The following is a 20,269-nucleotide window of genomic DNA, read 5'->3' as shown; positions in this document are numbered from 1 at the left end:
CGCTCACCAGGGTTTGAGGCGCACGCGCTCGACGCCGACCGACTCGCAATCGGGATAGACGTCGGGCTTGCGCGTGCCCACGCGCGCCGCCTGCACCTGGGGGCGCTCGAGCAGCGTGTGCAAGATGGCGTCGCACAGCGTCTCCTGCAGCTCGTGGTGGCGCGTGCCCACGGTGTCGGCGATCACGTGGCGGATGAAGTCGTAGTCCAGGGTTTGCGAGATGTCGTCGCGTGCCGCCGGCGCGGCCCGCAGGCGGATGCACAAGTCCACGTCGAACCACATGCGCTGAGGCGCGCTGCGCTCGAACTCGTGCACGCCGATGCGCACCTGGCGCTCATGGCGGCGCAGGCTCAGCAGGCGGCATTCGGTGGCCAGGCGCGCGTCCAGCGCGGCAAAGGCCAGCAGCAGGGAAGTCATGGCGCTGGATTTTCGTCGATCGCGAACATCACATCGCGCGCCAGCGCCACCAGGTGCTGGCCGTTGTCCGCCTGCAGCGTGCAGCCGTTGAGGCTGGCGTTTTGCGCGAGGAAGACCGCACTTTGCGCCACCTCGCGCGGATCTATCGGCGTGCGCAGCAGATTCACGCGGCTGGCGCGCTCGAAGTTCTCCCGGCTTTGCGGCCCGCTCAGATAGATCAGCCCCGGCGAGAGCCCGCACACCCGCACCCGCGGCGCCAGCGCCTGCGCCTGCAGCGCCACGCTGCGCTCGAGCGCGAGCTTGCTCACCGTGTAGGAAAAATAATCGGGGTTGAGGTTGTGCACCTTCTGGTCCAGCACATGCACCACGCTGTGCCAGCCCGGCGCAAAGCCGTCTTGCCCGTGCAGCCACCCGGCCAGCCGGTTGGCCAGCAGCAGCGGCGCTACCGCATTCACACCGAAGTGCCGCTGTAGCTGCTGCGGCGTGCTGCTGGCTGCGTCGTCTGCTTCAAAAAGCGAAGCGTTGTTGACGATGCAGCGCGGCGCCTGGCCGCCCAGCGCCTGCAGGCTGCGCTCGAACAGGCTGGCAGCGCCTGCGGCCTCGCCCAGGTCTGCCGCCACGGTGCGGCATTGGCGGCCCAGCGCCTCGATCTCGGCTGCGGTGGCGCGCGCCGCATCGTCCGAATGGCGGTAGTGGCACAGCACGTTCCAGCCGGCCCGGGCAAATGCCAGCGAAATCTCCCGCCCCAGGCGCCGCGCGCCGCCGGTCACCAGGACCCAGGATGTGTCTGCCATGTATTGATCTCCGTGCCCGCGGTGGGCGCCGCGGGCGGCCATCATAAGATGCGCGCATGGACTACACCCCCGCCCAAGCCGCCGAACACGCGCCGGCACGAAACGCGCCGGACAACCCGCTGGCCGGGCATATTCGCGGCCTGATCGCGCAGGCCGGCGGCTGGCTGAGCTTTGACCGTTTCATGCAGCAGGCGCTCTATGCACCCGGCATGGGGTATTACGCCAACGCGTTGCGCAAGTTCGGCGCCATGCCGCAAAGCGGCAGCGACTTCGTCACCGCGCCCGAGCTCTCGCCCCTGTTTGGCCAAGTGCTGGCCGCGCAGGTGCAGGAGGCGCTGGAGGCCACCGGCACCGACGAGGTCTGGGAGTTCGGCGCCGGCAGCGGCGCGCTGGCCGCGCAGTTGCTGCAGCACCTGGGTGCGCGGCTGCGCCGCTACACCATCGTCGATGTGTCTGGCGCGCTGCGTGCGCGCCAGCAGCAGACGCTGGCACGCTTTGGCGAGCGCGTGGCCTGGGCCGAGCGCCTGCCCGAGCGCATGCGCGCCGTCGTGCTGGGCAACGAGGTGCTCGACGCCATGCCGGTGCGCCTGCTGCAGCGCAGCAACGGGCGCTGGCACGAGCGCGGCGTGGCGCTGCAAGACGACGCCTTCGTCTGGAGCGACCGCCCGAGCGTGCTGCGCCCACCCGCCGAGGTCGCGGGCGAGCACGACTACCTGACCGAGATCCACCCCCAGGCCGAAGGCTTCATGCGCACCCTGGCGCAGCACCTGCAGCAGGGCGCGGCCTTCTTCATCGACTACGGCTTTCCCGAGGCCGAGTACTACCACCCCCAGCGCGACCAGGGTACGCTGGTGTGCCACCGCGCCCACCGGGTGGACGCCGAACCGCTGCAGGACGTGGGGCTCAAGGACATCACCGCGCACCTGAACTTCACCGGCCTGGCGCTGGCGGCGCAGGAAGCGGGCCTGCAGGTGCTGGGCTATACCAGCCAGGCGCACTTCCTGATGAACAACGGTTTTCTATCAAATCTGGAGCAGCTCACGCAGGTACAGCAAGCGCCAGCGCTCAAATTGGTGCTGGAGCATGAAATGGGCGAGCTGTTCAAGGTGCTGGCGCTCGGCGCGGGCCCGGCCTGGCAGCCGCGCGGCTTTGCCGCGGGCGAGCGCAGCCACCGGCTGTAGGCGCGGGCCATGGTGCGCTGGTTGATCGTCGTCTTTCTCGCGCTGATGTTCATCAACGGCCTGGCGCCGCTGCTGCGCCGCCTTGGCCTGGGGCGCCTGCCGGGCGATTTTGAATTCCGTCTGTTCGGCCGCCAATGGTCGGTGCCGCTGGCCAGCACCGTGCTCTTGAGCCTGTTGCTGAGCTGGCTGGTGCGCTGGCTGTGATGCTGCGCCGCTGCGGCCCGCGCGCTTGAAAATGCCGGCTGCAACCGCAGTTGCAGGGTCTTGATCGCTCTTTCGCCACGCGCCCGCCATGTCCACGCCTGCCGCCCTGCACATCGTCTGCCCGCACTGCCACACCACCAACCGCGTCCAGCCGGCCGACCAGGCCAAGGCGCCCGACTGCGGCCGATGCCATCGCCCGCTGTTCGAAGGCGAGCCGCTGGAGCTGGACGCCGCCAGCTTCGACAAGCACCTGATGCGCAACCAGATTGCGCTGGTGGTCGACTTCTGGGCGCCGTGGTGCGGGCCCTGCCTGCAGATGGCGCCCTTCTTTCACGAAGCGGCCATCGCGCTGGAGCCGCAGGTGCGCCTGGCCAAGCTCGATACCGAAGCCCAGCCGCAGATCGCCGCGCGCTACGGCATCCGCAGCATTCCGACCATGATCGTCTTCCGGGGCGGCCAGGAGCTTGCACGCACCTCGGGCGCGATGGCGACCGATGGCATCACGCGCTGGATACGCTCGGTGCTCTGAGGGAGGCCTGCCTCTCTTGCTCCTCCCCGGCAGGGGAGCTCAGCGCTCCAGCTCCCCTCCGCTCTGGGGGACGGCTGGGGTGGTGGCCGCCCCCGCATCCAGCCATGCCCGCAGCGCATCCGCCCGCGCCTTGCGGATCTGCTCGCCCACCTTGGCGCCCGTGAGTCCGCGCGCCGCTGCCTGCGCGGCCACGTCAGCCGTCGGCAGCGCGAGCGCCACCTGCAGCGCGGCCGCCAGGCGTGGGCGCTGCGGGTAGGGCGCCTCGGCGAAGCCCAGGCGCCCGCGCGCGTCGCACTCACAGGCCAGCAGCACGTCGGCAAAGCGCTCGGGCCGGCGCAGCGCGTCGCAGCGCTCGAGCAGCCTGAGCAGCGCCGCGCCATCGAGTTCGAGCGAGCGGTGGATGTTGCCGTGCTCGCGCGCCACCACGTCGGCCGTCTCGCGGCATTCGACCGGCACGCGCAGGCGCTCACACACGTCCCTGAGCAGCCGCGCGCTGCGCCCTTCGTGGCCCAGGTGGCGCGGCAGCACGTGCGCCGGCGTCGTGCCCTTGCCCAGGTCGTGCGTCAGGCAGGCAAAGCGTGCGGCCAGCGGCGCTTGCAGGCGCGCAGCCATGTCCAACACCAGCAGCAGGTGGGCGCCGGTGTCCACCTCGGGGTGGTACTCGGCGCGCTGGGGCACGCCCCACAGGCGATCGACCTCGGGCAGCAGCACGGCCAGCGCGCCGCACTCGCGCAGCACCTGCAGCATGCGCGAAGGCTGCTCCTGCATCAGCCCGCGCGCCAGTTCCTGCCAGACGCGCTCGGACACCAGCGCATCCACCTCGCCGGCGGCGACCATCTCGCGCATCAACGCCAGGGTTTCGGGTGCGACGGAGAAATCGGTAAATCGTGCGGCAAAACGTGCCACCCGCAGGATGCGCACCGGGTCTTCGACGAAGGCCTCGCCCACGTGGCGCAGCACACGGCGGTGGATGTCGGCCACTCCGCCATAAGGGTCAAAAACGCCTTCAGCGCCCGCCCAGTCTGCGGGAGCAGCTATCGCGTTGATAGTAAGATCGCGCCGCGCCAGGTCTTCTTCCAAGGTCACGTCGGGCGACGCCTGCACCACAAAGCCGCGGTAGCCGCGCCCGCTCTTGCGCTCGGTGCGCGCCAGCGCGTACTCCTCGTGCGTCTCGGGGTGCAAAAAGACCGGAAAGTCGCGCCCCACCGGCAGATAGCCCGCGGCCTCCATGGCTTCGGGCGTGCTGCCTACCACCACCCAGTCGCGGTCGTGCACCGGGCGGCCGAGCAGCGCATCGCGCACCGCGCCACCCACCTGGTAGATCTGCATTGCCTGGGTCATCAGCGGCTCAATCCCTGCGCGCTGAGGCGCTGCGCAGCCGGTAGGGCTCTTCAAACGCCAGAAAGTCGTTTTCAGCGCGGGCCGCGTCCACCCAGGCCTTGACGCCCGGCAGTTGCCGCACCCGCTCGACATAGGCTTGCACCTGCTGCGGCAGGGGCAGTTCGTAGGTGGCAAAGCGCATGCACATGGGCGCGTAGTAGGCGTCGGCGATGGAAAAATCGCCAAACAGCATGGGCCCGCCGTGGCGGCCGAGCAGATCGCTGAAGATCTCCACTACCCGCGCGACGTCCGCACGCACGCCGGTCTGGTCGCGCCAGATCAGCGCGCCCACCTCGGGCAGGTGCGCTTCTATGCTCATCGAGCAGTGCTGACGCAGCGCGCCAAAGCCGGCGTGCAGCTCGGCCACCACGCTGCGCGCGCGGGCACGCTCGGCGCGCTCCTGCGGCCAAAGGTGTTTTTCCGGGAAGCGTTCGGCAAGGTATTCGACGATGGCGAGCGATTCCCACACCGTGGTGTCGCCATCGACCAGCAGCGGCACCTTGCCCGTCGGGCTGAGCGCGCGCAGTTGGCGCTTGAAGTTCGAATCCGGCCCAAAGCCGTCCATGCGCAACACGGTTTCCTCGTGCGGAATCTGCGCCTGCGCGAGCAGCACACCCACGCGCATTGACCAGGAGGAGTAATTCTTGTTGCCGGTATAGAACTTGATCATTGCAGGTGCGCTCTCAAAGTGGCCAGACCACGCCGTTGTCGTTCAGGATGGCGTCCAGCGGCTGGTCGTGCGCCTCGGGCAGAAAGTCGTCCAGATAGGCTTGGGTATAGCCCAGGCCTACGGTGAAGGGGCGCGGCGCAAGCTGGGCCAGCGTGCGGTCGTAGAAACCCCCGCCATAGCCCAGCCGGTAGCCGCCGGGCCCGTAGCCCACGCAGGGCACGAAGAGCAGCGTGGGATGCAGCAGTTCCGTGTCCTTGGGTTTGGGGATGCCGTAGGCGTCTTCTTCCATCGGGCAGCCCGGGTACCAGGCGTGAAAGGCCAAGGTCTTGTGCAGCTTGTCGATTACCGGCAGGCCGATGCGCCGGCGCTGCGACTCATGGAGCAGCTCGCCGTCTTCCTTCCAGCGGTGCAGCGCGGGCAGCGGGTCGAACTCGCCCTTGATCGGCCAGTAGGCGCCTATCACGGTGTCGGCGCGATCGACCAGCCAGAAGCGCAGCACCTGCTGCAGCGCGTCGGCCCGCGCGAGGCGATCGGCCATGGCCTGGCGCTCGGCCACCAGGCGCTTGCGTGTGGCTGCCTTGTCCATCCGATAATTCCTCTCTCACCATGAGTATCCATCGCATTCTGACACCGCTGATCGCCGCACTGGCGCTCACCTTCACCCTTCCCGCCCCTGCCCAGACCGCCACCGACGAGGTCTTGCTGGCCATGCAAAAGGCCTTTCGCAAGGGCGACCGCGCGCAGCTCACCCTGCTGCTGCCGCAGGCCAGCGGCCATCCGCTTGAACCCTGGGCCGCGTACTGGGAACTGCGCGCCCGTCTTGAAGAGGCGAGCGAGGACGAGGTCCAGGCCTTTTTCCGCCGCTGGCAGGGCAGCTACGTCGAAGACCGCTTGCGCAACGACTGGCTGCTGATCCTGGGCCAGCGGCGCGACTGGCAGCGCTTTGCCGACACCTTGCCCGCGTTTCGCATGCAAGACGATCGCGACGTGCGCTGCTATACGCTGCTGGTCGAGCACCTTGAGGGCCGCGCGCCCGCCGACGCGGGAGCGCAGGTGCTGGCCAACTGGCAGGCCCAGCGGCGCAGCAGCGACGGCTGTGCGCGTGCGGCCGCGCAGCTCTTGGCCGACGGGCGCATCCGGCCCGTCGACGTCTGGCGCAAGGCGCGCTTGGGCGCCGAAAGCAGCCGCGTGGCGCAGGCGCGCGAGGCGGTGCAGGTGGTCGCGCCCGAGCTGTTGGCGCAGATGGGCCAGGCGTTGGCCGCACCCACCAAATACTTGACGCTGGGCGGCGCGGACAAGGGCAGCGCAGCCAAGGGCAAGAGCGCCAAGCGCAAGGCCGCCCCCGCGCACAAGGAGGCGCAGGCGCAGCCGAGCGAACTCGTCACGCTTGCGCTGGTGCGTCTGGCCATGAGCAATTACACCGGCGCGGCGCGCCTGCTCAGCGACCACTGGAGCGCGCACCTGAGCGCCGAGCAGCGCAACTGGGTCTGGGGCGCGATCGGGCGGCAGGCGGCGCTGTCGCTGTCGGTCGACGCCATGGCCTACTTTGCACGGGTCACGCGCGACGCCGACCTGAGCGAGGACATGCTCGCCTGGAAGGCCCGCGCCGCGTTGCGCGCCGGCGACTGGAAGCAGGTGGCGCGCGCCATCGACGCCATGGACGAGGCCACGCGCGCCGACAGCGCCTGGGTGTATTGGCGCGCGCGGGCGCTGCTGGCGGGCCAACCGTCACCCGAGGAGCGCGCGCGCGCCCAGGCCTTGTATGCCCGCATTGCCGGCACCAGCGGTTTCTATGAACAGCTTGCGCTGGAGGAGACCGGCGGGCGCATCACCGTGCCCGCGCCGCCTGCCCCGCCCACCGCCGAAGAGAAGGCCGGCGCGCGCGCCAACCCGGGCCTCAATCGCGGCCTGTACGCCATCCTGATCGGCCTGCGCAGCGAAGGCGTGCGCGAATGGAACTACAGCACCAACCTGCACACGCCCGGCGGCATGGGCGACCGCGAGCTGCTGGCGGCGGCCGAGTTCGCCTGCGCGCAGGAAGTCTGGGATCGCTGCATCAACACCAGCGAGCGCACCAAGGGCTTTATCGACGCCGCCCAGCGCTTTCCCATGCCGTTTCACGACCCGGTGCTGCGCCGCACGCGCGAGATCGGGCTGGACGCCGCCTACGTCTACGGCCTGGTGCGCCAGGAAAGCCGCTTCATCATGGACGCGCGCTCGCACGTCGGCGCCTCTGGCCTGATGCAGGTGATGCCCGCCACCGCCCGCTGGACGGCAAAGAAAATCGGGCTGGAAGGCTTCAGCATCGACCAGCTCAACGACCAGGAGACCAACATCGCCATCGGCACCGCCTACCTCAAACTGGCGCTGGACGATTTCGACGACTCCCTGCCGCTGGCCGCCGCCGCCTACAACGCCGGCCCCGGGCGCCCGCGCGCCTGGCGCAACGGCCCGGTGCTGGAAGCGGCCATCTGGGCCGAGAACGTGCCCTTCAGCGAAACGCGCGACTACGTCAAGAAGGTGCTGGCCAACACCGTGAATTACGCGGCCATCATCACGGGGCAGCCGCAGTCGCTGAAAGAGCGCCTGGGCCAGGTGGGCCCGCGCGACGCCAAGCGGCCGGAGAGGGAGCCGGATTTGCCGTGAGCCAAGCCCGGCGGTGCGGGCGACGGCCAACAGGGTTTGCAACTGCAAAGCTCCCCGTGCTTCGGTTCCAGCAGCAAATGCAAATTCGTGTCAAACGAATATCCGCTGAGCCCCATGCGTCAGCACCTCTTGCCCTAAAGTATCGATAGTCGCAGCCATGCGCGAGTTGGAAAAGCGTGCTTACGCAATCTGACATCTGCCCTCGGGGCTGGTGGTTAGCCCGATCGGAAACATGGAGAAATCATGACAATTTCAGCCATTGAGCCGTTGACGAAGAGCAAGCCACGCCGCGGGTGGGCTCCTTTAGGAAAAGCAAATGCCATGCGCGCCGCGTGGGGGATGGCGCTGGCGCTGCTGGTTGCGCCCCTGGCGCAGGCGAGCTGGGTCAATGGGGGATTTGAGGCCAGCAGCACGACGGATTTGAATTCCGGCGTGGTCACCAACGGGTGGCTACATAAGACCTACTCTCGCACCGCCGTTCTGCCCGCGTCACCGCCGGTACCGAATATGACCACCGGGATTGCCTTGAATCAGCTGGGGCTGACAAGCGAGAATTTGAACAACGCAGGAAATCGCAGCGCCATCATCACCGCGCCGGCAACGGACATGCCGTTGAGTAGTGGCAAACTTTCAAGCGTCAAGGCGCCTCGCTGGGATGACAAAGCGTTGAAGCTCAACAGCGTGGGAGGCCAGTTTGCATCGTCCATCGAGCAAACCGCAACCATGACGGTGGACGACGTCGATCCCAGGGACGACCGGGTACACATCCGTTTTGCGATGGCGCCCATCATGGTCGATGGTGGCCATGGCCCTACGGAGCAGCCGTATTTCTTTGTTCAGGTACGCAACATCACCAAGAACAAGGTGATGTTCTACACCTACAACTACTCCACTCAGCCGGGGGTGCCTTGGCAGATTCAGTCCGTTGGCAGCTACCGCTGGACAGACTGGCAAGGGGTGGATGTTGCGCCCGGCAATGGCCAGTTGGATGTTGGCGACCAAGTTCAGTTGATTGTCTATGCGGCCAACTGCGAACCCGGTGCCGCAGCACACGAGGCGCGGGTGTATCTGGACGCCGTGGGGGTGTTCATGCCCGGCCTGTCGGTAGAGGCCAAGGGTCCTTCGGTGACGACCCCCGGCGCGGCCATCCAGTACACCTACAACTACGTCAACAACAGCCCCGACATGACTCTGGGCTCCAAGGTGTATGTGGCTGCACCCAAGACGGAAAACGGCCTGGAGCTGGACTTTGACACGAGTTCGATTCCCTCGTACTGCTCGGCAACGCCCGTGTACCCCAGCCCCAACCCGGCGAGCCGTGGCAAATACATCGTGTGCGACGTCGGTGGCGCGGGCGGTCAGCTCAATCCCGGCGAGGGCGGTAGTTTCCCCATCAGCTTCACGGTGCCTGGTGCTGCGGTGGCGGGCGATGTGATCAACAACGGGGACTACAACATCAGTTCCAATACCGTCAGTGCCTACATCGGCCCCATGGTCAAGACCAACATCGTGGCAGCCGCCACGCCGCTGGTTGATCTGGCGGTGACGGTGGACAACGGCGGCAAGGTAGCCTACGGCACAAATGAAGCTGTCACCTATACCGTCAAGGTCACCAACAATGGCCCGATCGACCAGACCGGTACGGTCACGCAGACGCTCAAGGGCTTGGGCGAGGCTTGCGGCGCGTTGACCTTCAACCCGGCCCTGGGCGCCGGTTTCACCTGTGCGGGTGGTGGCGCTCCTGGCTCTGGCGTCACGATTACCTTTCCCACGGGGAGCCTGACGACTGGTGGTGTCGCCAGCTATACCGTGTCCGGCACGACGGCGGGGACTGCGGGCACGCCGGTCAATACGGCGGTTTCGGTTGCGCCTACCGGGGGTGCGACGGACAGCAATCCGTCCAACAACACCGACGGCATGCAGACCCCGGTGGCTGCCAGCACGCCCAAACTGACGGTCGAGGCCACCGGTTCCGGCAGCGGCTACGTGCAAGCTACGCCCGCGGCACTCGCCTGCGGCAATGCCACGCCGGTGACGGGGAAGTGCTCCAGCACGGAACAAGACGTGGGTGAGGGACAGGAAGTGCTGCTCTATGCCACGGCGCATCCGGGTTCGATCTTTTCCGGCTGGACGAATTGCCCTGGAACGGTCACGGACAATGTATGCAAGTTGACCAAGGGCGCGGGCGCCGAGACGGCTACCGCACGGTTTGACATCGCGCACGTCGTGACACCCACGGTGACAGGCGGAACCAGTGGCCCCGCCGGACCCTCGCTGGTGCCTGATGGCGGCAGCCGCAGCTTCACGTTGACGCCGACGGTACCCAACAGCGTGCCAAAGATCGATACGGGCAGCACGACCTGCACGGGTTCCCTGGCTGGCCCCGATGGCTCCGGCAACTATGTCTACACGGTGAATCCGGTAAATGACGATTGCGCGTTCACGGTCAACTTCGTGTCGCCGGATGTGTACCCGACAAACGATGTGACCAACACGCGGCCAGAGACTCCCGTGATTGTTTCCGTGCTGGACAACGACCGTGGCGACCGCCCGTTGGGCACCGTGACCACGACGGGGGCAGCGCCGACCAAGGGCGGGGTGAGCTGCACGACAGCCGGCATCTGCACCTACACGCCCGCTGCGGGCCAGACTGGCACGGATACCTTCTCCTATGAGGTTTGCCTGATTGCGCCGAATCACGCTGTCTGCAAGACGGCCACGGTGACGGTAAACATCAGCAGCGCTGGCGTGGTGGCAACGAACGACGTGACCAACACGCCACAGGGTCAGTCCAAGACGATTCCGGTGCTGCAAAACGACACCACCTCGGGTGGCGGCGCGATCGACCCGACCAGCGTGGCCATCACTTCGAACCCATCCAACGGCGGGGTGGTCTGCAGCCCGACGACAGGCGAATGCGCGTACACGCCCAACGGGCCGTTCACCGGGACGGATCAGTTCACCTACAAGGTGTGTCTGGCCGCACCGAATCAGACGGTGTGCGACGAGGCGCAGGTGACGGTGGCGGTTACCCCCGCGGGTGGTGGCGGCGTGACCCCGACGGTGACCGCGAACAATGACCCTGTCAGCACGGGCCCAGGCGCGCCGGTGAACGTCCCTGTTACCGTCAATGACACGGCCACTGGTGGCGTGATCAACTTGAGCAGTGTAGTGACCACGTCTGGCCCCGCCAATGGCACGGTGAATTGCACCGCCACGCCAGGTATTTGCCGGTACACGCCCAACCCTGGTTTTATTGGCGAGGACACGTTTACGTACAAGGTGTGCCTGGCGGCGCCGAGCGCGGCAGTTTGCGATGAAGCCGTGGTGCGGGTGCGGGTGATGGCATCGCCTGCCGCCATCCCGACGCTTTCCGAATGGGGCCTCATCATCCTGTCGGCCCTGATGGGGTTGCTCATGGTGGGCATGCACCGCCGCCGGATGTTCTGAACAGGCGGCGTGTTCCGGTCTGATGGACAGTGAGCCAGCGGTGCCTTGCGGCGCCGCTGGCTTTTTATATAAAAATGGGCTCTAGCGTTTATGCAACAAGCGCGGAAAGCTATTGTTTTTGAAGCGGAATTGAGCCATGCAATTTTTCCGATCCTGTGCCGCAGTGTGCGTGGTGCTGATGGCGTTTCAAGCCGGCGGCGCGCATGCGGCGTCTGCTGCCCAAAAGAAGGCGCAAGCACCCGAGCCCTTGCCTGTGCGCCAGCCCGGTCTGTGGGAAGTGACAGTGCGCAGTGACGATCTGCAGCTCAGGCGCCGGGGCCAAGCCAAGGCGCAGCCGCAGACGGTGCGCATGTGTACCGATGCCGAGGCCGAGCCGGTGATGCTGTTTGCCATCGTGCCAGGGCAGGAGAACTGCCGCCAAGTCACGACCAACCGCCGCAGTGCCGAGGCGGGGGGAGGTTGGGACATCCACAGCGTCTGCTTCGTGCACGACAACCAGGTGGAGATGCGGATGCAACTGACCGGTGATTTGCGCACGGCCTATCAGGGGTCGTTCAATGTCACCTTCCGCGATACGCCCATGAACAATACCGGTCGCATGTTGTTTGAAGGCCACAGATTGGGTGCTTGCCTGGCGCAGCAGCGCGCGGGGGACATGGTGCTGCCCAACGGCATCACGGTGAACGTGGTGGACGATCGCCGCCACGCCGAAGCGCACGGCGAGCATGGGCATTGACGGTCGGATGGGCCCTTTCGAGCCTCATCGGCAGCGGTGCTTCATGGCGCCGTTGTTTTTCTATCAAGAGAGTAGCTGCAACCGCAGGCCAATAAAGCGCAAACGCAGCTTTTGACCAGTCATATTCAGGGCTTGCCCCAGCGCCTGAGCAGGTTGTGATAGACCCCGGTGAGCTGCACCAGCCGCATGTCGTCCGGTGCCAGCAGCGGCGTGATCTGCTGCACGCTCTGGTCCAGGTCAAAGAGCAGGGTGCGCTCGGCCTCGTCGGCTACCAGGCTTTGCATCCAGAAGAATGAGGCCACGCGCGCGCCGCGCGTGACGGGCGTGACGCGGTGCAGGCTGCTCGACGGGTAGAGCACCATGTCGCCTGCGGGCAGCTTCACCTCCTGCACGCCAAACGGGCCTTCCACTTCCAGCACGCCGCCGTCGTATTCCTCGGGTTCGGCCAGAAACAGCGTGGCCGACAAATCGGTGCGCATCTGCTCATTGCTGCCCGGCAAGAACATCATGGCGCTGTCCACGTGCGCGCCGTAGGTACCGCCATTGCGGTAGCGGTTGAACTTGGGCGGGTAGATGGTGTGGGGCAGCGCGGCGCTGATGAACAGCGGTGTCTGCGCCAGGCGGCGCAGGATCTGCTGGCCCAGGCGCAGCGCCAGTTCGCTTCCGTCGGCAATCTGTTCGTTGTGCTTGACCGCCTTGGCCAGGGTGCCTGCGGTGGCGGCGCCCTGGTGCCATTCGGCAGCGTCCAGCTCCTGGCGAAACTGGCGCACTTCGTCCTTGGTGAGTACCTGGTCTATGGAGATCAGCATGGGTAGGTCGGGATCAGGGAGTCGGGGGTAATCTCGCAAAGCCGCGCACATCCGGCCAGCGCCATGGTGGCTTGCAGTTCTTCGGTCAAGAGCTGCAGCATGTGGGCCACGCCCAGCGCGCCGGCCACGGCCAGGGCGTAAAGCTGCAGCCGCCCGAGCAGCACGGCGTTGGCACCCAGGGCCAGGGCCTTGAAGGCGTCGGCGCCGCTGCGCACGCCGCCGTCGAACAACACCGGGTAATCCGCTCCGACGGCAGCACGTACGGCGGGCAGCATGCTCAGGCTCGCAGGGCTGCCGTCCAGGCCGCGTCCGCCGTGGTTGGACACCACGATGCCGGCGGCGCCGGCCTGCTTGAGCAGCAAGGCGTCTTCGGGGTGCAGCACGCCCTTGACCCACACCGGCAGCCGGGTGTGCGCCAGCAGCCACTGCAGGCTGTCCCAGGTGGGTGCATGGCGCATGGCACCCTGAAAGATGCGGCTTGCGCCCTCGGGCAAGGCGGGGGCGCAGGCCTGCGGATAGCGCGCGAGGTTGGCCGCCACGCATTCGCGCGGCAGCACGAAGCCTGCGGCCAGCGCGCTGCGGCTGGCCAGTTGCAGACTGGCGTCCACCGTCAGCACGATGGCCTGGTAGCCAGCGGCCTCGGCGCGGGCAAGCAGGTCCAGGGTATGGGCCGGGTCGGGATGCAGATAAAGCTGAAACCAGCGTGCGGGGCCGGCGGCTGCGGCAATCTCTTCCAGCGTGCGCGAGCTCAAGGTGCTGGGCACGATGCAGGCGCCCGTGGCCTGCGCCGCGCGCGCACTCGCCAGTTCGGCCTGCGGGTGGGCCAGCAGGCCGTGGGCCACGGGCGCCAGCACAAAAGGGTGGGGCAGGGTGGCACCGTTGAGCGCGAGCCGGGTGTGGCCGGCGCGCACGTCGCGCAGCACCCGTGGCAGGATGGCCCAGCGCCCGAAGGCGGCGCGGTTGGCGCTGACCGTGAGGTCTTCGCCGCTGCCGCCGGCAATGTAGGCCAGGTGGCCCGCCGGCAAGGCCTGGGCGGCCAGACGTTCGTAGTCCAGCGCGTTGGCAATGCCGGGCGGTATCCGCTCGGGTGCGGGTGGGGTGCTCATGCGGGCCAGACGGGCCTGGGCTTCAGGCAGGCGCTGCCGACCGCGCAGGCGCTTGCCCACCAGGTGTTTGCCAGCGGGGTCGGCAGCGCGATCACAGTTCGATGTCCAGCGTCAGCCGCGCCGAACGCCCGTCGCCCTTGTAGAGGAAGGCCCCGGAGCGGTAGACCGCGGTGAAGTAGTCCTTGTTGGTGACGTTGAGCACGTTCAGCCGCAGCGATGCGTGCTTGTTGAAGCGGTAGCTGGCAAACAGGTCGTAGCTGCTGAAACCGGGCACCGGCTGGCGGCACATGCCGTTGGCATAGTCGGCGCCGGTGTCGGGCTGGCCGCCGCAGCGCCCGCTTTCGTAGCGCGCGGCAGCGCCCAGGCTCAGCTCGGGCGTGAGCTGGTACTTGCCCTGCAGCACCGCGCTGCGGTTGGCGAAGTTGGACAGCGGCAAGCCGACGTTGGCGGCATTGCTCGATGCGAGCACCCGCGACTGCATCAGCGCCACGCCGGCCTGCAATTGCAGGCGCGGCGTGAGATTGCCGGCAAGGGCGAACTCGACCCCGCGCACCCGGTTCTTGCCGGTGTTGAAGGTGCCGGTGGTGCCGTAGTCCGCCCCTTCCATCACATCGCGCTTGGTGCTCTGGAACAGCGCGGCGGTGGCCAGCAGCTTGTCGTCGAGCAGATTCCACTTGGTGCCGATTTCCAGGTTGATCGATGTCTCGGGGCGTGCGCCCGCCGCGCTGCCGTTGTACACCACCAGGCCGCCGTAGCCGCTGCTGGTGCCGGTGTCGGGTTCGCCGCCGTTGATGTCCTGGGCGCTGCCCATGCTGGCGTAGACCATGCCCTGGGCGTTGAGCTTGTAACTCACGCCCAGATGGCCGTTGACCAGGGTGTCGCTGAAGCCGTAGTCGCCGGTGCTCGCGCCGGTGAGGTTGTTGCGCGTGGGCATGCTCAGGCGGTAGTGGTCGGCGCGCAGGCCGCCGAAGGCGCTCCAGTGGGCGTCGATGTCCACGGTGTCCATCACGTAGAGCGAGGTGGTCTTCACGCGCCAGTCGCGCTGCCAGCCCTGGCGGGTGTAGCTGCGCCCGAGAAAACTGCCGAGCTGATCGCTCAGCAGGGCGCCGCCCGCGCCGGTGATGCACCAGCTGTTGTTGGCCGCGGGTACGCTGCCGTCGCGCCCGCGGGTGCGGCAGTTGGGCGCGCGGGTGTTGGCAATGCCGTAATTGCCCGAGAGCACGCGGTGGTCGGTGTATTCGATGCCGAAGATGAATGCATGCAGCATGCCGGCGAGGTCTGCGTCCCAGCGCAGATTGCTCTGGTGCGCGAAGTAGGACACGTCTTGCCAGCCGGTATGCCCGCCGTCCAGCGTGATCGCGGGAAACAGCACGTTGCCGGCGGCGTCTACCGTGTCCCTCATCGAGGCGCCGGTGGTGCCGTAGCCGTTCTTCGAGCTGCCGTAGCGCGTGAGGCTGATGAGCTTGAGCTCGGGGTTGATCTGGTAGTTGATGCGCGCGGTGAGCGTATCCACGTCCGAGGCGATGAAGTCCTGGTCCTGCGCGTACAGCGGCACCCGGCTGGCGGGGCGGCGGTTGGGCGGATCGCCGACCAGGAAGTAGCCCAGGTCGGGGCGCTTGTCCTTGGCGCGCAGGCCGTAGTAGTCCAGATTGATCGACAAGTCGGGCGTGAGCGTCCACAGGCCCGAAAGCGCCAGGCCGTTGCGCTCGCGTTTGGAGCCGCTGCGCCCGGGCACGCCTTCGCTGCCCAGCAGCGCGTTGGCGCGCAGCGCAAAACTGTCGGTGAAGACGCGGTTGGTGTCGCCCGTCAGGCGATAGTGGCTGTCGGTGCCCACGCCCGCGTTGATGCGGGTGAAGTCCATGTCGGTCGTCGCCTGCTTGGTCACGAGATTGACCGCGCCGCCGGCCGAACCGCGTCCCGCAAAGCTCGAGTTCGGTCCCTTGGTCACCTCGACCTGCTCTACCGCAAAGCTCTCGCGCGTGGTCATGCCGGGGTCGCGCAGGCCATCGACGAAGACGTCCGAGCGCGCTTCCTGCCCGCGGATGATGTAGCGGTCACCAAAGGCGTTGCCGTTTTCGCCCGTGCCCAGGGTGATGCCGGGCTGGGTCGCCAGGATCTGCTTGAGGTCGGTCTGGCCCGAATCCTCGATGGCCGAGCTGGTGATCACCGAAATCGTTTGCGGCGTTTCGGCCAGCGGCTTGGTGTGGCGCACGTCGGCCGAGGTCTTGGCCTTGTAGGGTGCGCCCACCTCGGCATTGGGGTTGGGGTCTATCGCCTCTTCCTGCACCGTGACCGTGGGCAGGGTGGCGCCGCTGGCCACCGCCTGGGCATGGGCTGCCACCGGCAGCAGAGCGGCGGCCGAAAGGCCGGCGGCCACGCGGCTGGCAAGACGCAAACTGGAGGGGCGCAGGGCAGAAGATCGTTGGGACATGGCGGCTGAAAGAGTGGAAATACCGGAAAGAGAGTGGGCGTATTATTATTGAGAATGACTCGCATTAGCAGTCTTGCCGGAAAAAAGCCGGATTTGGCGCGCTGAAACCGCGCTCTCTGAGGGGGAACACGGGGGAGCGCGTTGCGCTCTGGCAACAGACGCCGGCGTCAGCTCGCGTCGTGGAGCACGCCGCCCTGCAGGCGCAGCACGCCCGCCTGGGTCAGCGCCTGCACCATGGCGTCAAACCACGGGCGCGCGGGGGCATCGGGGAAAAAGCGCCGCAGCACGCCCTGAAAGCAATCGGTCCGGGCCATCCACTCGTAGGCCTGCTCCAGATCCTGGTGCTTCCATTCCATGAGTTTGTAGGTGAGCAGCACCTTGGCCGCGTGCAGCGCATGCTTGTCCGGGTTGGCGCGAAAGAAGGCGAGCCGGCTGCGCGCGCGCGCCAGCGCCGCGTCCACGTCCGCAAACACCCGGCCATGCCCCGGGATGATGGTTGCGGGCGCCAGCCGCTCGATCTGCGCGAGCGTCGCGTCCACCTCGTCGAAACCGCTTTCACCGGCAAGCTCCGGGAAGACCACGCCGAAGCCATTCTCCCAGAGCGCGTCGCCCGAGATCAGGATGCGCGAGACGGGCTCGAACAGCATGATGGCGTGCGGATCGTGCCCGGGCGCCGCATGGATCTGCCAGGCGCGCCCGCCCAGTTGCGTCTCGCCCCCCGGTTTCAGTACCGCATCGGCGCGAAACGGCGGGCAATACTGCCCCGTGGGCTCGTAGGAGAGCGCGACCGGATCCCACGCGCGCACCTGGGCCAGTTGGTCCGGCGGAATCTCGGTGTGCAGCGCGCCCCAGCGCGCCTGCAGCGCGGCATTGCCGCCGCAGTGGTCGCTGTGTAGATGGGTGTTGAGCAGCCGCTGCAGCGGCCGCGCACCGAGCTGCCGGGCGACGAGCTGCACCGTCGCCTCGGCGTCGCTGTGGTAGCCACTGTCGACCAGCGCCGTCTCCTGCGGTCCGTGAAAGAGGATATTGTTTGCCGACAACCAGCTGCGCTCGAACACGGTCATTTCGGGCAAAAGCGTCGATGTGGATTGGGTCATGCGCTATCGTTTTCCTAATGCCAAGGCGGCGGGCCATGCCTTGCACTGTAGTGCAGGGCGCGTGCTTCTGCGGCATGCGCACGGGTGGCAAGCATGAGGATCGCGCGCTGGCTGCAGCTCGCGCTGGTGCTGCAGGCCTTGCTGTGCGCGGCGGTGCTGACCTGGGCCGCGCGTCGCGGCGCGTTTGCGCTGGTGCTCACCCTGGTCTGCCTGCCGCTGTGGCTGCGCCTGCCGCTGACAGTGCAGTTCGTGCTGGCTGCCCGGGCTGCGTGCCGGGGTGCGTCGCGCCCGACGGCTGGCGACTGGCTGCGCGCCTGGTGGCACGAAGGGCAGTGGGCAGCGCGGGTGTTCGGCTGGTGGCAGCCCTGGCGCGAGCAGGCACTGCCCGATTGCCTGCAACCCTCGCACCCCGGGCGCGGCATGGTGCTGGTACACGGCTTTGGCTGCAACCGCGCCTTCTGGACCCCCTGGCTGCGCCGCCTGCGCCGCGAGGGCCGCGCCTGCGTCGCGGTGAACCTGCAGCCGCCGCTGGCCGACATCGACCGCTACGCCGCCGCCATCGATCTGGCAGTGCGCGAGGTAAGCGCTGCCAGCGGCTGCGCGCCGCTGGTGGTCGCGCACAGCATGGGCGGCCTTGCGGTGCGCGCCTGGCTGCACGCGAACCCCGGCGCCGACGCGCGCATCTACCGCGTGGTGACGCTGGGCACCCCGCACCACGGTACCCCTGCCGCCCGCTGGGGCCTGGGCGCAAACGCCCGCCAGATGCGCCCGGCGAGCGCCTGGCTGCAAACCCTCGCCGCGAGCGAAACCGCACCGCGCCGTGCGCTCTTCATCTGCTGGCAAAGCGATTGCGACAACGTGGTGTACCCGCTGGGCACCGCCCTGCTTGGGGGAGGCGAGGCGCATACGGTCAGGGGCGTGGGGCACGTGCAACTGGCATTTGAGCCGCGGGTGGTGCAGGCGTGTTTTGGCTTGCTGCGGCCCTGAGGAGCGGGGGTTTCTGCCTCTCTTCGGGAGGTGTTCGGGTCTTCTCCTTTCCCACTGGCCGGTATTTTCTCCCTCTCTCTCTGGGAGAGGGCAGGGGTGAGGGCCAGCGGCGGTGGAAAACTCAAAGTCGATTGCTCCGCAGGCGCCGAGGCCGGGACTCGCCCCGGCGGGCGAGGCACTTTTCTTTGCTTCGCCAAAGAAAAGTACCCAAAAGAAAGGCGACCCCGCTGTCTGTGTCCCCTTCGCTGCGCTACGGGGCAACCTGCGGTGCTCGCAGTCGGGGTGTGCCGCGAAACTCACTGCGCGCTGACGCGCTCCGTTCAGACAGACGCGGCAAGCTAGACCACAAAGCGAATGCGTCCTGCGGCGCATTCGCTCACCCCGACTGCTGCGCTCCTCGGCACAGCCAGAGGGGACCCCGAAAGCGGGTGCGGGTACGGATACGGGTACCAAGCCCGAGGTACGCAGAATCCGGCAGCGCTTGCACGCTCCCTTCCCCTCGGATGCGCCTGCGCCGGCTCGCTTGCGCGGTGGGCATGTGCGTCGAAGCGCACATGCTTCGTAATCTGACTTGCCGCGTCTGTCTGAACGCAGCGCGTCAGCGCGCAGTGAGTTTCGCGGCGCGCCGTGCAAGCGAGACGGCGCAGGTTTGCCTCGGAGCGCAGCGCAGGGGTCGCAGCCGTGGGGTCGCCTTTTCTTTGCTTACTTTCTTTTGGCGAAGCAAAAGAAAGTGAGTGCGCCGCCGGGCGCATGTCCCGGCCGACGGCGCTCGCAAGAAGCACACGGCTTCGAAATATTCATCGCCGCTGGCCCTCACCCCAGCCCTCTCCCAGAGGGAGAGGGAGAAAATCCGCACCCCGCACCCCGCACCCCGCACCCCGCACCCCGCACCCCGCACCCCGCACCCCGCACCCCGCACCCCGCACCCCGCACCCCGCGGCGCAGGCGCAGGCGCAGGCGCAGGCGCAGGCGCAGGCGCAGGGCGCAGGCGCAGCAGCCCTCAATCCCCGCTCGCGTTGGCGGCGAACTCCGGCATGCCGCGCATCTGTTCGTACAGCGGCGTGAAATCCCCCTCGGTCATGTCGAACAGTTGCTGAAAGCTGTCGATGACGAAGTAGGTCTGCTGGTAGCTGTCGATCTTGTAGCGCGTGCGCATGGTGCGCAGCAGATCGAGCGGGCGGCGCTGCGGCTCGGGGCTGTTGACCGAATAAGGCAACTCGCCGGCCGAGCTCAGGATGCCGGCGCCGTAGGCGCGCAAGGCCCCGGCTTCGCGGATCAGGCCGAATTCGATCGTGTACCAGTACAGGCGCGAGAGCATCTCGCAAGCGCCCAGGCGCGCCGCCTTCAGGCCGCCCTCGCCGTAGCGCTGCACGTAGTCCGCGAGCTGCGGGTTGAACAGCATGGGCACGTGGCCATAGAGGTCGTGGAACACATCGGGCTCGACGATGTACTCGAACTCCTCGGGCTTGCGTATCCAGTCGGTCACCGGGAACTTGCGCCGGGCCAGCAGCGCGAAAAAGGCCTCTTCCGGGATCAACCCGGGCACGGCCACGATCTCCCAGCGCGTGGCCTTGTACAGGTGCTCGTTGACGTCCTCGAAGCGCGGAATGCGGTCCTTGGCGCCCAGGTGCGGCAGCGATTCGATGAAGGCGCTGCAGGCCAGGCCGGGCAGTTGCGCGGTCTGGCGCTCGTACAGGCGCCGGTAGGTGTCGTGGTCCTGCGCGCTGTAGGCGGCCCAGTTTTGCGCGCAGGTGTAGTCCTCGTTGGCGCGGGCGTAGTTGCCGCGCGGCGGGCGCTCGCCCTCGCCGTAGACCACGGGCTGGACAGCCATC

General features: G+C 67.6%; 17 protein-coding genes. 7 read left to right on the top strand and 10 right to left on the bottom strand.

Translation table 11 applies throughout. From position 1 onward, the window contains the following. Nucleotides 1-3 precede the first annotated feature (3 nt). Together KUD94_RS10075 and KUD94_RS10070 are read right to left on the bottom strand one after the other, a co-directional pair. Nucleotides 4-417: a dihydroneopterin aldolase gene (locus KUD94_RS10075; RefSeq protein WP_218237088.1), complete on the bottom strand. Its 414-nt coding sequence runs from the start codon at nucleotides 415-417 to the stop codon at nucleotides 4-6. Next, nucleotides 414-1,211 carry an SDR family oxidoreductase gene (locus tag KUD94_RS10070; protein WP_218237087.1) on the bottom strand — a complete coding sequence of 266 codons (798 nt, stop codon included), beginning with the start codon at nucleotides 1,209-1,211 and terminating at the stop codon, nucleotides 414-416. The genes KUD94_RS10075 and KUD94_RS10070 overlap by 4 nt, the downstream gene beginning before the upstream one ends. A 56-nt stretch (nucleotides 1,212-1,267) precedes the next feature. Here KUD94_RS10070 and KUD94_RS10065 point away from each other — a divergent pair, with 56 nt between their 5' ends. From KUD94_RS10065 to trxC, 3 genes are all read left to right on the top strand, one after another. Beyond that, nucleotides 1,268-2,392, top strand: a complete 1,125-nt coding sequence (locus tag KUD94_RS10065; protein WP_218237086.1) for a class I SAM-dependent methyltransferase — start codon at nucleotides 1,268-1,270, stop codon at nucleotides 2,390-2,392. 9 nt (nucleotides 2,393-2,401) lie between these two features. Continuing rightward, nucleotides 2,402-2,596 carry a DUF2905 family protein gene (locus KUD94_RS10060; protein ID WP_146912784.1) on the top strand — a complete coding sequence of 65 codons (195 nt, stop codon included), beginning with the start codon at nucleotides 2,402-2,404 and terminating at the stop codon, nucleotides 2,594-2,596. 88 nt (nucleotides 2,597-2,684) lie between these two features. Further along, entirely contained in the window at nucleotides 2,685-3,125 is a 441-nt protein-coding gene (trxC, locus tag KUD94_RS10055) for a thioredoxin TrxC (protein ID WP_218237085.1), read from the top strand. A gap of 39 nt (nucleotides 3,126-3,164) precedes the next feature. On the opposite strand, the gene KUD94_RS10050 is transcribed toward trxC, so the two are convergent. From KUD94_RS10050 to KUD94_RS10040, 3 genes are read right to left on the bottom strand one after another with little or no spacing between them, the layout of a single operon-like run. Continuing rightward, a complete protein-coding gene (locus KUD94_RS10050; protein WP_218239264.1) occupies nucleotides 3,165-4,454 on the bottom strand; it encodes a multifunctional CCA addition/repair protein in 1,290 nt (429 codons plus the stop codon). Between the two features lie 19 nt (nucleotides 4,455-4,473). Continuing rightward, nucleotides 4,474-5,175: a glutathione S-transferase family protein gene (locus KUD94_RS10045; RefSeq protein WP_218237084.1), complete on the bottom strand. Its 702-nt coding sequence runs from the start codon at nucleotides 5,173-5,175 to the stop codon at nucleotides 4,474-4,476. A 13-nt stretch (nucleotides 5,176-5,188) separates the two neighbouring features. Beyond that, on the bottom strand, nucleotides 5,189-5,761 hold the full coding sequence (locus tag KUD94_RS10040) for a 5-formyltetrahydrofolate cyclo-ligase (RefSeq protein ID WP_218237083.1): 573 nt from the start codon (nucleotides 5,759-5,761) through the stop codon (nucleotides 5,189-5,191). Between the two features lie 20 nt (nucleotides 5,762-5,781). On the opposite strand from KUD94_RS10040, the gene KUD94_RS10035 reads away from it, so the two are divergent. From KUD94_RS10035 to KUD94_RS10025, 3 genes are all read left to right on the top strand, one after another. Further along, nucleotides 5,782-7,821, top strand: a complete 2,040-nt coding sequence (locus KUD94_RS10035) for a lytic transglycosylase domain-containing protein (RefSeq protein ID WP_218237082.1) — start codon at nucleotides 5,782-5,784, stop codon at nucleotides 7,819-7,821. Between the two features lie 243 nt (nucleotides 7,822-8,064). Next, nucleotides 8,065-11,271, top strand: a complete 3,207-nt coding sequence (locus KUD94_RS10030) for an IPTL-CTERM sorting domain-containing protein (RefSeq protein WP_218237081.1) — start codon at nucleotides 8,065-8,067, stop codon at nucleotides 11,269-11,271. 136 nt (nucleotides 11,272-11,407) lie between these two features. Continuing rightward, nucleotides 11,408-12,007 (top strand): DUF3617 family protein, encoded by a 600-nt coding sequence (locus KUD94_RS10025; RefSeq protein WP_218237080.1) that lies wholly within the window; start codon nucleotides 11,408-11,410, stop codon nucleotides 12,005-12,007. A gap of 125 nt (nucleotides 12,008-12,132) precedes the next feature. Here KUD94_RS10025 and KUD94_RS10020 read toward each other — a convergent pair whose 3' ends face one another. The 4 genes from KUD94_RS10020 to KUD94_RS10005 all read right to left on the bottom strand — a co-directional run bounded on the left by KUD94_RS10020 (nucleotide 12,133) and on the right by KUD94_RS10005 (nucleotide 17,450). After that, nucleotides 12,133-12,816, bottom strand: a complete 684-nt coding sequence (locus KUD94_RS10020; RefSeq protein WP_218237079.1) for a Fe2+-dependent dioxygenase — start codon at nucleotides 12,814-12,816, stop codon at nucleotides 12,133-12,135. Continuing rightward, a complete protein-coding gene (locus KUD94_RS10015) occupies nucleotides 12,810-13,922 on the bottom strand; it encodes an alpha-hydroxy acid oxidase (RefSeq protein ID WP_218237078.1) in 1,113 nt (370 codons plus the stop codon). Before KUD94_RS10015 ends, KUD94_RS10020 begins: the two co-directional genes overlap by 7 nt. A gap of 91 nt (nucleotides 13,923-14,013) precedes the next feature. Next, complete coding sequence (locus KUD94_RS10010; RefSeq protein ID WP_218237077.1) at nucleotides 14,014-16,353, bottom strand: TonB-dependent siderophore receptor; 2,340 nt, start codon at nucleotides 16,351-16,353, stop codon at nucleotides 14,014-14,016. A gap of 167 nt (nucleotides 16,354-16,520) precedes the next feature. Continuing rightward, nucleotides 16,521-17,450: an MBL fold metallo-hydrolase gene (locus KUD94_RS10005; RefSeq protein WP_218237076.1), complete on the bottom strand. Its 930-nt coding sequence runs from the start codon at nucleotides 17,448-17,450 to the stop codon at nucleotides 16,521-16,523. Nucleotides 17,451-17,543: 93 nt separating this feature from the next. Between KUD94_RS10005 and KUD94_RS10000 the strand changes: the two genes are divergently transcribed. After that, nucleotides 17,544-18,437 carry a triacylglycerol lipase gene (locus KUD94_RS10000; RefSeq protein ID WP_218237075.1) on the top strand — a complete coding sequence of 298 codons (894 nt, stop codon included), beginning with the start codon at nucleotides 17,544-17,546 and terminating at the stop codon, nucleotides 18,435-18,437. A gap of 1,000 nt (nucleotides 18,438-19,437) precedes the next feature. Here the strand turns inward: KUD94_RS10000 and phhA are convergent. Further along, nucleotides 19,438-20,268 (bottom strand): phenylalanine 4-monooxygenase, encoded by an 831-nt coding sequence (gene phhA, locus KUD94_RS09995; RefSeq protein WP_218237074.1) that lies wholly within the window; start codon nucleotides 20,266-20,268, stop codon nucleotides 19,438-19,440. Nucleotide 20,269: the final 1 nt, after the last annotated feature.

Source organism: Comamonas sp. NLF-1-9 (assembly GCF_019195435.1).
GTDB lineage: Bacteria > Pseudomonadota > Gammaproteobacteria > Burkholderiales > Burkholderiaceae_C > Comamonas_C.
Note: the sequence above shows the minus strand (reverse complement) of the source record. Positions and strands in the feature narration are given on the sequence as shown.

Excerpts from the sequence above, each read along its gene's own strand:
- KUD94_RS10075 (WP_218237088.1), bottom strand. The coding sequence starts at position 417 with ATGACTTCCCTGCTGCTGGCCTTTGCCGCGCTGGACGCGCGCCTGGCC.
- KUD94_RS10070 (WP_218237087.1), bottom strand. The coding sequence starts at position 1,211 with ATGGCAGACACATCCTGGGTCCTGGTGACCGGCGGCGCGCGGCGCCTG.
- KUD94_RS10065 (WP_218237086.1), top strand. The coding sequence starts at position 1,268 with ATGGACTACACCCCCGCCCAAGCCGCCGAACACGCGCCGGCACGAAAC.
- KUD94_RS10060 (WP_146912784.1), top strand. The coding sequence starts at position 2,402 with ATGGTGCGCTGGTTGATCGTCGTCTTTCTCGCGCTGATGTTCATCAAC.
- trxC (WP_218237085.1), top strand. The coding sequence starts at position 2,685 with ATGTCCACGCCTGCCGCCCTGCACATCGTCTGCCCGCACTGCCACACC.
- KUD94_RS10050 (WP_218239264.1), bottom strand. The coding sequence starts at position 4,454 with ATGCAGATCTACCAGGTGGGTGGCGCGGTGCGCGATGCGCTGCTCGGC.
- KUD94_RS10045 (WP_218237084.1), bottom strand. The coding sequence starts at position 5,175 with ATGATCAAGTTCTATACCGGCAACAAGAATTACTCCTCCTGGTCAATG.
- KUD94_RS10040 (WP_218237083.1), bottom strand. The coding sequence starts at position 5,761 with ATGGACAAGGCAGCCACACGCAAGCGCCTGGTGGCCGAGCGCCAGGCC.
- KUD94_RS10035 (WP_218237082.1), top strand. The coding sequence starts at position 5,782 with ATGAGTATCCATCGCATTCTGACACCGCTGATCGCCGCACTGGCGCTC.
- KUD94_RS10030 (WP_218237081.1), top strand. The coding sequence starts at position 8,065 with ATGACAATTTCAGCCATTGAGCCGTTGACGAAGAGCAAGCCACGCCGC.
- KUD94_RS10025 (WP_218237080.1), top strand. The coding sequence starts at position 11,408 with ATGCAATTTTTCCGATCCTGTGCCGCAGTGTGCGTGGTGCTGATGGCG.
- KUD94_RS10020 (WP_218237079.1), bottom strand. The coding sequence starts at position 12,816 with ATGCTGATCTCCATAGACCAGGTACTCACCAAGGACGAAGTGCGCCAG.
- KUD94_RS10015 (WP_218237078.1), bottom strand. The coding sequence starts at position 13,922 with ATGAGCACCCCACCCGCACCCGAGCGGATACCGCCCGGCATTGCCAAC.
- KUD94_RS10010 (WP_218237077.1), bottom strand. The coding sequence starts at position 16,353 with ATGTCCCAACGATCTTCTGCCCTGCGCCCCTCCAGTTTGCGTCTTGCC.
- KUD94_RS10005 (WP_218237076.1), bottom strand. The coding sequence starts at position 17,450 with ATGACCCAATCCACATCGACGCTTTTGCCCGAAATGACCGTGTTCGAG.
- KUD94_RS10000 (WP_218237075.1), top strand. The coding sequence starts at position 17,544 with ATGAGGATCGCGCGCTGGCTGCAGCTCGCGCTGGTGCTGCAGGCCTTG.
- phhA (WP_218237074.1), bottom strand. The coding sequence starts at position 20,268 with ATGGCTGTCCAGCCCGTGGTCTACGGCGAGGGCGAGCGCCCGCCGCGC.